We start from the raw sequence: 12,652 nt of genomic DNA on the forward strand, positions 1-12,652 counted from the left end.
TAAAAAATAAATATGGTAAAATGGTAATTAAAGCGAAGATTGCTATTACCAAAGCTTAATAAATTTGCAGATACTATGAATGTATCCGTCTAATTTTATTAAACTAAAGAGAAATTAACAGGTAGGTGGGCCTCGTGAGTCGAGGGATGAGAGATAAGAATTGAAATAATTTTTGGGTGGATGATAAATAGGCGGTTTACTATTTTGCCTATATTCAACTGAAAAAATTCCTTTAGTTTCAACAACACTCTTTAGAACATCCTTGTCAACAACGGTCTTTTTCTCGATTGTATTTCTTTCAAGTAAGACTATATCGCTGGACACAGTGGAATGGGTATGCATATCCATAACGAAACCAAAAAACCCGTAAGAGGAATCTTCTTTCTCTTGGGAACTATCATCGTGATGACTGTCCTCGCCAGTATGGGCAATATCTAAATGGGAATGAGAATCCTCGTGCTGATGGTGTAAATGCGGAAAAACCTGATGCAGCATCATTAGGCTAAACAAGCCTAGAAAGAAAAATGCCGCTATTTTATTTGTTTTTTGCATTAATCACAAAGATACTAATATTTTTTATTTGTGAAAATTAGCGCTCAACTAACTTAATTAATAATTCAGACCACTTTAGACAAAAGAAAAAAATCCAGTTTAAGGTACTGGATAAACCTGTTGGCTTTAAGCCATTTCATATACTTCATTGAATAGTTTTTTATCCAATCGTTCTTGTTGCCCAAAACTCTTCTTTAATGTATTGTGCAAAACTGCATTGAAGGCGTTGTAACCTAACCACAGGTTGGGTTTTTCATTAAGCAACAGGGCTTCATAATTTAAAATTTCAATGACTTCACGAGATTTTTTTGAAGGGTCGCTATTCTTGTCGCTACATTCATACCTGAAGAGTTTTGTCTTGTCGAGAATTGCTTTCACAAATTCTTTAGTGTCAATAATCTTAACATTTTTCATAGTATCGAATTTCTGAACTATGGTGTAAAACTCGTTGTCCAAAAACTTGTAGAACAGATTGTTCAGTCTTGGCATTATCAGGTCTGTATTGTTCTTACTATGCTTGATGGAAAACTCAATTTCAGCTTGTGAAACGTGCAAACCATTGGAACATACTTTTCGATAAAACCCAAAGTGCCCAGAAGTCTTTTCACTACCGTCATAAGAGTTTTTGAACCGAAGCATCGGCAGTATTAAGTCTTTATGGTTCTTGACAGTAAACTGGCTTTTGTCATCGATGATGAAGTCTGTAATGAATGACCTATCATTTTTGTTTATGGTGCGTTTGTGGAAGTTCAGTTGTGCATCGGATAGCATTTCTTCAGCTTTTTTGAAGAATAACTGATTTGGAATGTGTCCATAGCTGTTCGAGACCACATTGACAATTTTGCCATTTGAAATGATGACGTTTTCAAGCCCTCGTCGGGATTCCATCTGGGTCAGGGTTTTTAAGGATTTCATTTCTGTTGAAACAAAGATTTCATCCTGCTGTAAATTTTGTAAATACATAGCTTTTGAATTTAGATTAAACAATATTTGAGCTTAACCCAAACGGAAGCTAAAATCTCGGCTCAAAAGGAAACGGAATAAATAAGCGTTGGGGCAGTGCGTTGGCTTTATGCCGTAGTCTTTTGATGGGTGTATTTTACGAGTTTAAATTGCGGTTATATTGATTGATTATTTTTTACTTTTTAGTAACCTATCCCATTAAAAATTATCTAAAAAAAAGAAGAGCCAGCACGAATGCTGACCCTTCCTTCCGACAACAAAAGCTACTCTTTCAATTCCTGAATTTCTTTTTCAAGAATTGCTATTCGCTCTTTCAAACGTTCTTCACGGGTATCCTTTTTTTCGGAATATTCCTTTTCGATATCAGCAATCTTGGTTTTAAAATATCCTTGCATTGCCTTATAAAATGAAACATTTGTCAAATTATTGGTATGATTACTTTCGCCAAAATGCACTTGTTTAGTAAGCATATACCGTATCAGCTTATGAAAGATTTCTTTTTTGAACTTCTTTTTGAAATTCTCAACCATCTCAATTCTGGTCATTTTAGAAGTATCTCCCAACAATCCTGAAAAGTATTTTTGTTGGCTCATATAATCCACATTGTTTTCGAAAAGCGATATAGAGAAAGCCACCATTTCATCTACCGAAAGCGTTTTCTTTGTTTCGATGTATTTGGTCTCTCTAATCATTTCAACAACTTCTTCAAATTGTCTATTATTCTCGATTTGCTGCTTCCGGATTTCCCTTTCGCTGATTTTGATGATTTGTTCTTCAGGTGTGCAATCTGCCATTTTTCTGTTTTCCAAAGTTGCTGAATACGTTGTCAATTCATTTTTGGACTGTTCAACAATCTTCATAAAGACTTCTTTGTGTCTGTATGTTTCAGGATGGAACACAATACCTTTTACAAATTCATTTTCTTTAGCGGAATTGTATTTTTCCAATTCTTCTTCGTAGTGCTGTAAGGCTTCATCCAGCTCTGCTTTGAATTCATCTTCGGAATAATCGTAATGTTGGTATTCTTTCTTAATTGCCTCTATTGTAGGTTTTGTAGGTTTTTCGATTATTTCTACATCATCCAAAAGATAAACTTTCAATCCACCATTTTCCAATTGTGAAATAATCAGCTGATTGTTTTCCTCGTCTGCCCAATACTGTCGTATTTCAGGAATTAACAGTATGTTCTCTTGTTTCGATTTTTCAATCAAATTCAAGAACGACTTGCTTTTCTTCGTTTCATAACAAGCTGATTTTGTACAGACCATTTTACCATCGCCGAACAGATTGCCTTGATTTGCAGCATTGAATGGACATTCTACACAAGAGCCAGCTTTCAAAACCAATTTTTTATCAGCTACCTCAAAAGGTGCTTTCTCTAAATCATAGGTCTGGTCTTTTATCATCCTGTTTATCTGATGGGCACTAAAATCTTCGCCCATCGTTTCCAACATCATCTGCTGTTCTTCCGGTTCAAAAAGTGCAACACCCACACCTAACGAAATCGTCATTTCGCCATTACGGACGAAGTGTTTGAAACCTTCAATCAAACCAGCCAGCTTTAATCGTTGTCTGATAAAGTTATCCGTTCTTCCCAATCGCTTTGCAATTTCTGTAGGCGCATATTTTTCGCTTAAGTAAGCAATCGCCTCAGCTTCTTCGGTAGGTTCAACATCCTGCCTTTGCAAATTTTCGATGATTTGAATTTCAAGAACATCGTTGTTCTTATATTCCCTGACAATACACGGAATAGTTTTCTTGTTGGCCAGCTTACTTGCTCGATACCTACGTTCGCCCATCACGATGATAAATTCGTTTCCAGATTTTCGGACTGTAATAGGCTGTAGAACTCCGTGCTTTTTGACGCTTTCGGAAAGTTGTTGCAGATGTGCTTCATTAAAAGTCTTTCTTGGCTGCATCGGGTCTGGAATGACCTTTGTAATTGATAGGTTCTCAATCTGAAGCCCAATCGCTTTTTGTGTCAATTTTTCTTTGACTTCTTTCTTGGCGGTGGTAATTTTTTTACCGCTCCTTCTTGTGGTACTCGCTTTTGTTGTCATAATACTCAAATTTTTGATTAAACAATATTTGAGCAGAAACCAAACGGAAGATAAAATCTTGGCTCAAAAGGAAACGGAATAAATAAGTGTAGGAAGAAGCGATGGCTTTATGCCGTAGTCTTTTGATGGAAGTATTTTACGAGTTTAAATTGCGGGTATATTGTATGATAATAAACTCCCCTTACTGGCACGCCAAATCGTATAAAATGTCGGGTTATTATGCTGAAGTTAGGGACGAGCGTATTCGTAATCGAGAGTAATAGATTTTTTTGTTTCACTACGAACGGACCATTATGAACAATATATTCTATCCAACAGTCAATGTTTATGAATATTCCCTTTTAGCACAAAATAGTACAATAACACGGCGGATATTACCACAAAAATTATTGCAAGAATTCCATTGAACTTGTCTTTTTTTGTGATTTGATTATTCGATTTACCAACTTTCTTATTTCTTTTATTTCTCTGTTTTTGATACATCCATTTTAGTTATTTCTATATAATCTTCTATAACATCGTTGCATCTAAATAGATATAAACGCATTTAAAAATTGTAATAACAACAAAAAAAGGGTTAACAAAACAATTACTATTATAATGCCAACCCAAATTATTTTATCTCTATTAGAACCATCATTATTTTTGGGTTCAATCTTATTGCGCTTATTAAAACGTTTTATTCTCCGATTTTCTGACATCAAAGTGCCGATTTGATTGATATTTGGTCTATTACTTCCATTTCATCTTCTGCAATCTAACAGCATTTAAAATCGCCAACAAAGCCACTCCCACATCCGCAAATACAGCTTCCCACATTGTTGCCAGACCGCCTGCACCCAAAACAAGTACAACAGCTTTTACTCCAAAAGCAAGCGTAATATTTTGATATACAATACGTCTGGTTGAACGACCTATTTTAATAGCTTTTGCAATTTTGCTCGGTTGGTCTGTTTGGATAATGACATCTGCGGTCTCAATGGCGACATCGCTACCTAAACCACCCATTGCAATACCTACATCACTTACTGCCAAAACTGGCGCATCGTTTATGCCATCGCCAATGAACGCAACTTTGTTATCGTTTTCGGACATTAGTTTTTCGACTTCCTTCAATTTATCTTCTGGAAGCAAACCGCCTTTTGCCCAATCTACACCCATTTCTTTTGCGACTTGTTGCGTAATGGAATCCTTATCGCCCGAAAGCATTATGATTTTTGAAATACCAGATTCCCGAATTTGTTTGATGGCATCGTGTGCATCATCCTTTAACTCATCTGCAATAATTGCATAGCCTGCAAATTTGTCTTCAATGGAAACCATCACGATAGATTCTACAATGTTGTCGGTTTCAGATGGAACTTCGATATTGTTTGAAATCATCAATGCTTTATTCCCAACCAATACGGTTTTGCCGTTTACTGTTCCTTTTAAGCCTTTTCCTGCTATTTCAGTTACTTCGGAAGCTTGAAAATCTTCGCCATCGGCTTTATATTCCATAATGGCCTTGGCAATGGGATGAGTGGATTGTTCTTCCATCGCCATTAGGTATTTCATAAATTCAGGTTCTTTCCAACCAATGGCTTTTATTTCTTTGATTTTAAAAACACCTTTGGTTACCGTTCCTGTTTTGTCCATAACAACGGTATTAACCTTTGTCATTTCATCCAAATACGATGCTCCTTTAAACAGAATGCCATTTTTTGAAGCTGCTCCCAATCCCCCGAAATAACCCAACGGAATTGAAATGACTAAAGCACACGGACAGGAAATGACCAAGAAAATCAATGCTCTGTACAACCAATCGCTAAAGACATAATCGTCCACAAAAAAGTAGGGTATAAACGTTAATCCAATCGCGAGAAAGACAACGATTGGTGTATAGATTCTTGCGAACTTTCTAATGAACAATTCGGTTTTTGATTTCCGTGCGGTGGCGTTTTGCACCATATCAAGAATTCTTGCAATAGAACTATCCTTAAATTCTTTGGTCGTTTCAATTTCAATAACGCCATCCAGATTGATGCTTCCTGCAAATACTTTTTCTCCTTTTGCAATGGTGTCAGGTTTGCTTTCGCCTGTTAATGCTGCGGTATTGAACGAGCCTTTTTCGGACAATAAAATACCATCCAAAGGGATTTTTTCGCCCACACGGACTTGCACTTTTTCGCCAATAGCAACGATTTCGGGATTTACAGAAACATAATTGTTGTTCCTATAGACCAAGGCTTCATTAGGTCTTACATCCAGTAATGCCTTGATGCTTCTCTTGGCTCTTTTAACGGCGGCACTTTGGAACAATTCGCCTACCGCATAAAATAACATTACTGCCACACCTTCGGGATATTCGCCAATGGCGAATGCACCTATGGTTGCGATGGACATCAATAAAAACTCGGTAAAGAAATCGCCATTTTTGATGCTGTTCCAACCTTCCTTTATCACAGGAAAACCTACTGGAAGATATGCGACTGCATACCAGACAATACGTATCCAATCTTTAAAAAAAGCTACGTCAAAATAATCCATCGCAATACCAATAATCAGCATTACAAAGCTGAAAATTGCTGGTACATAAATTTTAAAATTCCCTATACTTTCCGGACTGCTATGGTTGTGACCATCATTACGCTTGTGATTGTCGGATGAAGTTTTATTTAAATCTCTTAAATTCAGTTTCTTTTTTTTCATAAATTCGATTGTAATTTTATTTGAATTTACAGTTATTCCAATCTCAACACCAATTGGGCAAATTGCACTTCTAAAGTTTTATCCAAACCTTGTATCAATTTGTCCAATCCTGTATCCGAAACCAAAACCTGCCCTTTAGCACTTATCAAACAAGAAATGGTTGTACCTTGGTCAAAATGGGTAAGGGTCGTTTTAAAGACTGATTTATAGGTTTTGTCTTTGTATGTAACAGATACCAACCAATTAAATAAAATTGGGTCGTGTTGTTTTGAGAGAAAATCTTCAGATGGAATAGTCCCTGTAAAGCGCAGCATAAGAGGTTCTTCTTCCTCTTGTAAAATGGTATTGATTTCTGGAATATCCGTAGATAAGGTTTTTAGGTCAAGTACACCATTAACCACTTTGGAATCATAATCAAGATATAAGGCCAATTTATGGCTTTCTGCCTTGACGGGTTTATCATCAACCAAAGTCATCATCATAATATGACCTTCTTCAGTTGTATAAACTTTTTGGGCGTTTACCTTATAATAACTAACCAACAAGATTATTAAAATACAATGTTTAACATTCATAATATCCATCTTTAATTTTATAACTAAAAAAAAAAGCAGCTTCTACTTTTGCTTTTAATGCTATTAATCATTTTGCTTTAAGAAGCATCATAAAAGCTGCCTGCTATTAATTAAGTTTTCACTTAACTTATTTAAATAAAAAATTTCACTCTTTCACATAACGATTTACCCCTACTTGTTATCTATATCCTTTTCTCTGTTACCGAAATAATACATCAGCGCAACACTGGCACCTAATAATCCAAACAGAATATTCTCAAAAATTTGATTCCCATTGATATTCAAAATTTCAATGAAATTATTTATTAAATATTGCCACCAATTAATTTCATAATTCTGTCTGCTAAACGTGAAAATTGTTATTCCCAAAGGTTGAATGATAAAAACACCTATGGCAAACCCAATTAGTATGGTAATAAAAATATTCTTTTTATTCATCGTCTATTTTTTACGGAAATAAGGTTACTGGCTCTCAATCCAATTTTTGGCATCTTCCTTTTGGTCTATATTGAAATACTTAATTTCGGCGTTCGTAAAAGGCTTCATAAATTGGGTTATCCATTCCTGCCATTTTTTATCTCCTACCATTGCTATTTTTTCATAGTCCTTGGCGTGGGCCGTATCCATTTTGAGGTCTTCCCATAAACCAGGTAAATCCCAACCCGTAAAGTTGTCCATCTCAAAATACCAGCGGACTTTCATTCCCTTGTCCAGTATAGCGTGGATAAGTGGATGGATTTTTTCTATGTCTTCTTTTCTCAATTTGCCCGAAGCTTTTGTTGCAACAATATTTTTTTCTTTTAACTCGATTATTTGTAACATTTTATATGGTTTTTAATTAATAATCATCCTTCTAAATCGTAAAACCATTCTTCAGCCATTACAACTGCTTTTTTGATGGCCTCTGTTTTTGAAAAGTCTTCCTTTTCGATTAATTCTTTCGCAATTTCGATTGCCTTTTTCCTTACCGATGGATTAAGGGCGTCAAGCTCTGTTCTAAATTCTTCAAATGTCCAGTCCATAAAAAATGTATTAGTGGTTAAACAATTCGTTTTCTTCTTTACCATCTATCTCTTTTCTTGGTCTTTTATCCAAAAAATAATCGAGTATTATTCCCACTATTATCGCTCCTACAAAGGCAGCGTAAACCAATCCATCATACTGAATAATTAGAGTTAGGCTAACCAATATGGCCAAAATGGGCAGTATTGGAACTTTGCCAATAGACAATGGCACTCTGAAAGGTCTGTTCTGTGTTGGTTCTTTAAAACGTAAAACAATGAGTGCAATATTTACGGCTACAAACACAAGCAGTGCGCCTAAAGAAGACATACCTGCTACAATTTTAATATCGCCCAATAGCAAAAAACAAGCGACCGCAGCCATAACCACAAATGTGGTTACCCAAGGTACTTTTTGTGCATTTATTTTAGTCATAAATTTTGGAAGTTCGCCCACGCTTGCCATTCCGAACAATAACCTACTTATGGAAATGATACCGCTAAATGCAGCATTAGCCGTGGCAAATAAGGCTGCAACTGCCAAAACTACTGGTAGCCAAGAGTTAAGATTCGATGCCGCCAAAGACAAGGGCGAATCCACCTTTGATATTGCAATTGGGTCAGCAATATTGAGTACAGTAAATGAGATAAGCAAATAGAAGATGGTGGTAATTACCATTGTCAATAAAAAGGCACGAGGAATCGTCTTTCCTGGATTTTTAACTTCTGAACCCAAAGATGCCATATGCTCAAAACCTGTATAGACAAAAAACAAAGTCGCCGTGGCCGCAAGTGTTCCAGAGAATGACTTTATTTGAAAAATTTCAGCTTTTGGTAGGCCTGTTTCTTTAAGACCTATAAAGATAAGAATGAGCAACCCCAACAATTGAATACTGACCATTATGATATTGGCTGTTGATGATTTCTTTATACCTGTAATACTTATCAAAGAAAGCAATAACAATACACCATAGCTTATCAATAATCCCGGTACTTCAAAAAAGGTATTGAAATATCCCGAAAATGCCAATAGTACAGCGGCAATTGTCGCCGAACTATGGAAGGCAACCGTCCAACCCGTAAGAAAGGAAGGAATATCAATTTTTGGAAATGCTTTCCTTACAAATATAAATTCCGCACCAGCATTTGGGTAGGTAGATGATAATTCGGCATAGGACATTGCAGAAATACTGGCGGCAATGGCCGCAAAAATAAAGCTCAACCAAATATCGGTTCCTGCCTGTCCGGCTGCCGCGCCAATCACAGTATAGATTCCAGCACCCACAATGGTACCAACGCCATAAAAAGTAAGACGAAGCGTACCCAAGGATTTTTTTAGTTCTGCCATTATATTTTTTAAGTTAAAGAAGGTGGAAGAAACCTGAACCTGACCATTGGGCGCAAGGGTTCAGAGTTCTGGAACTCCCACCTGTTATTTTTGCCTGCATTTTTCACATATTCCCTTTAATATCAGATTCACATCGCTCACTTCATAATCGTCTGGCAAGCTTTCTTCCGATATCTTATTCGGTAAACAGATTGTTTTCCTACAATCGGTGCAATGAAAGTGCATATGTAAATCTATACCATATTTAACTTTGGCGTTTTCATCAGAAATCGCATATTTTGACACTCCGACCCCATCATTAATCTGATGAATTAGACTTTTATCCTCAAAAATTTTGAGGTTGCGATAAAAGGTAGTTCTGTTTGCTGTTTTATTGGTTTCGCTCTTTTGAACAAAAGCCTTTTTCAAATCGGAAAAGGACACGGCACTTTGTTTCCTTTTCAGGAACTTGTATATCTTCGACCTCATTTTAGTAGGCCGAATCCCTTTAGCCAATAATGTTTTTTCCGTCTTTGTCATTTAATATTCTTTCAAAAAACCAGGTCCTTCTATGTCCCAATTTTTCTAATCTTTTTTATAAGCCAAAAGGCGCAGAGCATTGGCCACGACTACCAAGGTAGACCCCTCGTGAAACGCAACGGCAACCCCTATATTTGCCCAACTCAAAATGGTAGCCGGTATCAGAAGTGCCACAACCCCAAGGCTTACCCAAAGGTTCTGCTTGATTATGGCCTTTGCTTTCCTACTTAAGCCAATGGCAAAGGGCAGGGTTTCCAACTTATCGGCCATTAAGGCAACATCCGCCGTTTCCAAGGCCACATCACTTCCCGCCGCACCCATTGCGATACCTACGGTGCTGTTTGCCATTGCAGGGGCATCGTTCACTCCGTCGCCTACCATTGCGACTTTGGATTCCTGTTCTTTTAATTTTTTAATGGCATCAACCTTTTCCTCCGGCAACAGGCTTCCCCAGGCATCGGTCAACCCAATTTCTTTAGCAACGGCATCGGCAACTTTTTGATTATCCCCGGTTAGCATTATCATCCGCTTGATACCGATTTCCTTTAATTTTTTAAGTGTTTCCTTGGCCGCTTCCCGTGGGGTGTCCATCAGGGCGATGATACCGATATATTCTTTGTTCCTTCTTATAAGCATCGTCGTGTTTCCGCCGCTTTCAAGTTCTTTTACTTTATTCGATATTTCTTCGGATGGTTTTGCTTCATCGAGGTCTTCGTACAAGTCAAGGTTTCCAATATAGATTTTATCCTTGCCCAAGGACGCTTTGATACCTTTTCCGAGAACCGCTTCCAAATCTGACGCATCGGTAATATCAGTACCTTTCAGACGCTCTTTCCCATCCCTTACGACTGCTTTGGCCAAAGGGTGGTCGCTCAAGTTTTCAACAGCAACAGCTATCTTTAACAGTTCATTTTCTTCAATATCCCCTAATGGTACTACTTCGGTAAGTTTGGGCTTGCCTTCTGTAAGGGTACCCGTTTTATCAAAAGCCAAAGCCGTAATGACGCCTAAATCCTCAAGCGGTCGCCCACCTTTGATAAGTACCCCGCCACGAGCCGCTCTTGCAACCCCGCTTAATACAGCACTTGGTGTTGAAATGGCCAGTGCACAGGGACTTGCAGCTACCAATACCGCCATTGCACGATAAAAGCTGGCACTAAACGGTTCATCAATGACCAGAAAGGCAAAGAGCAGGATGCCAACCAGTATCAGTACGGATGGCACAAAATATCTTTCAAATTTATCGGTCAACAGTTGGGTAGGGGACTTCTGGGTCTGCGCCTCGTTGACCAGTTTGACGAGTCGGGACAGCGTAGAGTCTTTGGCTTCTTTGATTACCTTTATTTCCAGAGTATTATTACCGTTGATAGTTCCAGCGAATACCCGATTTTCGTCCTTGATATCATCGTCTGCCGAATAGTCCCTGCTCGTATCTTCCACGGGAATTTTGTCCACGGGTACACTTTCCCCGGTAATAGGTGCCTGGTTGACGCTGCTTTTTCCATTGACCACGACGCCATCTGCGGATATTTTACTATTGGGCTTGACCACTATAATATCGCCAATGCCCAATTTTTCAATTCCAACTTCTTCTGTCTTACCATCTTTTTTAAGCAATGCTGTTTTTGGCGCAAGGTCTGCCAGTGCCGCAATGGACTTTCGAGCCTTTTCCATTGCATAATGTTCAAGGGCGTGCCCCAAACTAAACAGGAACAGCAACAAGGCACCTTCTGCCCATTCGCCCAGAGCAGCGGCACCGATGGCGGCAACCAACATCAAGAAGTCGATTTCAAAACCACCTTTGGCCACGGTCTGTATGGCCTCTTTCGCCGTAAAGTACCCTCCAAAAAAGTAAGCACCGATGTATAAAGAAAGACTGACCCAATCTGGGATGGATTCTACATAGGAAAGGCCGAAACCTATTCCGAGAAGTGCCCCACAGATAATGGAAAAAATGAGCTCCGTATTTTTACCGAAAATACCACCGTGGGCGTGCTCTTCTCCTTCCTCATGGGTCTCGCCTTCTTTGTGCTCGTGTCCCTCTGTGGAAGTTTGCTCTTTAGTCTCTTCCTTCTTTGAACGCTCCTGTTTTTTTCTGGATGCTTTGGTGTAATCATTTTCGTTTGAAGAACTCCGCTGAATCTGAAGGTCTTCTTTTTCAATTTGTTTGCTTATTTCATCAAAATTTGTTTGCTTTTTATCAAATTCAAGTCGTATCATTCCAGAGCCTGAAACGGAAGCTTCCAAGACCCCATTGATTGCCAAAAGGCTTTTCTCTATGGAACGAGCCTGCCTTGTGTGTCTGATTCCTTTAACTTCTATGAGCAAATGCCCGTATTTTTCGGTAATCTCGGCACCAGTACTTTCGGCGAGGGATTGAATGCGGTCGATGGAAATGATATCGGGGTCATAATGAAAACAGAGCTGTGGCAAATCATCTCCGTTTGCATCGGCCACGTGCACTTTTTCGATGCCCTCTTTGGCCTGTAATTCTTTTATAAGCCGCTCAACACAAGTATCTTTTTCGTTTGGAACTTGCGGAAGTATGACTGGGATTTTTAGTTGTATTTTTTTCATTTTTTACTATATTTTTTTATCCATTCTTTGGCATTGTCTTTTTCTTCTGGCTTATAAAATTTTATATGAGCTTTTGAAAAAGGAAGCAATGCCTCGGTAAATTGCTCCTGCCATTTAACGCTACCCACTAAAGCAACACGCTTTAAATGCGTTTCATTCGGAAGATTTAATTCAATTCCCTTCCAATATGCGTTTGCCGTCCAGCCTTTAAAATTTTTAATTTCAATGTACCAGGAAACTTCCTGATATGCAGTTATATGTTCTGTTAAGACCGGTATCAAGTTTTCATAATCCTTGGCATCCAGCTTATTCTCTGCTACCATATATACAGTAGCCTCTTTTTTATAGATTGTTATCATTGCTCAT

Annotated in this window: 12 protein-coding genes; all 12 read right to left on the reverse strand. The window is 38.1% G+C overall.

The window, feature by feature from the left end:
* Positions 1-114: 114 nt before the first annotated feature.
* Entirely contained in the window at positions 115-552 is a 438-nt protein-coding gene (locus tag AACZ49_RS02655) for a hypothetical protein (protein WP_339651297.1), read from the reverse strand.
* A 126-nt stretch (positions 553-678) separates the two neighbouring features.
* Positions 679-1,515, reverse strand: coding sequence for a DUF932 domain-containing protein (locus AACZ49_RS02660; protein ID WP_339651299.1), 837 nt, complete (start codon positions 1,513-1,515; stop codon positions 679-681).
* A 263-nt stretch (positions 1,516-1,778) separates the two neighbouring features.
* On the reverse strand, positions 1,779-3,575 hold the full coding sequence (locus AACZ49_RS02665; protein WP_339651302.1) for a ParB/RepB/Spo0J family partition protein: 1,797 nt from the start codon (positions 3,573-3,575) through the stop codon (positions 1,779-1,781).
* Positions 3,576-4,307: 732 nt separating this feature from the next.
* On the reverse strand, positions 4,308-6,266 hold the full coding sequence (locus AACZ49_RS02670; protein ID WP_339651303.1) for a heavy metal translocating P-type ATPase: 1,959 nt from the start codon (positions 6,264-6,266) through the stop codon (positions 4,308-4,310).
* A 32-nt stretch (positions 6,267-6,298) separates the two neighbouring features.
* A complete protein-coding gene (locus AACZ49_RS02675; protein WP_339651306.1) occupies positions 6,299-6,841 on the reverse strand; it encodes a hypothetical protein in 543 nt (180 codons plus the stop codon).
* A 171-nt stretch (positions 6,842-7,012) separates the two neighbouring features.
* Positions 7,013-7,279: a hypothetical protein gene (locus AACZ49_RS02680; RefSeq protein ID WP_339651308.1), complete on the reverse strand. Its 267-nt coding sequence runs from the start codon at positions 7,277-7,279 to the stop codon at positions 7,013-7,015.
* Between the two features lie 24 nt (positions 7,280-7,303).
* A complete protein-coding gene (locus AACZ49_RS02685) occupies positions 7,304-7,663 on the reverse strand; it encodes an STAS/SEC14 domain-containing protein (protein ID WP_339651311.1) in 360 nt (119 codons plus the stop codon).
* A gap of 23 nt (positions 7,664-7,686) precedes the next feature.
* Complete coding sequence (locus AACZ49_RS02690; RefSeq protein ID WP_339651314.1) at positions 7,687-7,863, reverse strand: hypothetical protein; 177 nt, start codon at positions 7,861-7,863, stop codon at positions 7,687-7,689.
* A 10-nt stretch (positions 7,864-7,873) separates the two neighbouring features.
* On the reverse strand, positions 7,874-9,190 hold the full coding sequence (locus AACZ49_RS02695) for an amino acid permease (protein ID WP_339651317.1): 1,317 nt from the start codon (positions 9,188-9,190) through the stop codon (positions 7,874-7,876).
* Positions 9,191-9,274: 84 nt separating this feature from the next.
* Positions 9,275-9,709 carry a transcriptional repressor gene (locus tag AACZ49_RS02700; protein ID WP_339651319.1) on the reverse strand — a complete coding sequence of 145 codons (435 nt, stop codon included), beginning with the start codon at positions 9,707-9,709 and terminating at the stop codon, positions 9,275-9,277.
* 45 nt (positions 9,710-9,754) lie between these two features.
* Positions 9,755-12,286 (reverse strand): heavy metal translocating P-type ATPase, encoded by a 2,532-nt coding sequence (locus AACZ49_RS02705; RefSeq protein ID WP_339651321.1) that lies wholly within the window; start codon positions 12,284-12,286, stop codon positions 9,755-9,757.
* Positions 12,283-12,645: an STAS/SEC14 domain-containing protein gene (locus tag AACZ49_RS02710; protein ID WP_339651323.1), complete on the reverse strand. Its 363-nt coding sequence runs from the start codon at positions 12,643-12,645 to the stop codon at positions 12,283-12,285. Before AACZ49_RS02710 ends, AACZ49_RS02705 begins: the two co-directional genes overlap by 4 nt.
* Positions 12,646-12,652 lie beyond the last annotated feature (7 nt).

Origin of the sequence: uncultured Maribacter sp., from assembly GCF_963975365.1 — a bacterium.
In the GTDB taxonomy this organism is placed as follows: domain Bacteria; phylum Bacteroidota; class Bacteroidia; order Flavobacteriales; family Flavobacteriaceae; genus Maribacter.

Excerpts from the sequence above, each read along its gene's own strand:
- AACZ49_RS02655 (WP_339651297.1), bottom strand. The coding sequence starts at position 552 with ATGCAAAAAACAAATAAAATAGCGGCATTTTTCTTTCTAGGCTTGTTT.
- AACZ49_RS02660 (WP_339651299.1), bottom strand. The coding sequence starts at position 1,515 with ATGTATTTACAAAATTTACAGCAGGATGAAATCTTTGTTTCAACAGAA.
- AACZ49_RS02665 (WP_339651302.1), bottom strand. The coding sequence starts at position 3,575 with ATGACAACAAAAGCGAGTACCACAAGAAGGAGCGGTAAAAAAATTACC.
- AACZ49_RS02670 (WP_339651303.1), bottom strand. The coding sequence starts at position 6,266 with ATGAAAAAAAAGAAACTGAATTTAAGAGATTTAAATAAAACTTCATCC.
- AACZ49_RS02675 (WP_339651306.1), bottom strand. The coding sequence starts at position 6,841 with ATGAATGTTAAACATTGTATTTTAATAATCTTGTTGGTTAGTTATTAT.
- AACZ49_RS02680 (WP_339651308.1), bottom strand. The coding sequence starts at position 7,279 with ATGAATAAAAAGAATATTTTTATTACCATACTAATTGGGTTTGCCATA.
- AACZ49_RS02685 (WP_339651311.1), bottom strand. The coding sequence starts at position 7,663 with ATGTTACAAATAATCGAGTTAAAAGAAAAAAATATTGTTGCAACAAAA.
- AACZ49_RS02690 (WP_339651314.1), bottom strand. The coding sequence starts at position 7,863 with ATGGACTGGACATTTGAAGAATTTAGAACAGAGCTTGACGCCCTTAAT.
- AACZ49_RS02695 (WP_339651317.1), bottom strand. The coding sequence starts at position 9,190 with ATGGCAGAACTAAAAAAATCCTTGGGTACGCTTCGTCTTACTTTTTAT.
- AACZ49_RS02700 (WP_339651319.1), bottom strand. The coding sequence starts at position 9,709 with ATGACAAAGACGGAAAAAACATTATTGGCTAAAGGGATTCGGCCTACT.
- AACZ49_RS02705 (WP_339651321.1), bottom strand. The coding sequence starts at position 12,286 with ATGAAAAAAATACAACTAAAAATCCCAGTCATACTTCCGCAAGTTCCA.
- AACZ49_RS02710 (WP_339651323.1), bottom strand. The coding sequence starts at position 12,645 with ATGATAACAATCTATAAAAAAGAGGCTACTGTATATATGGTAGCAGAG.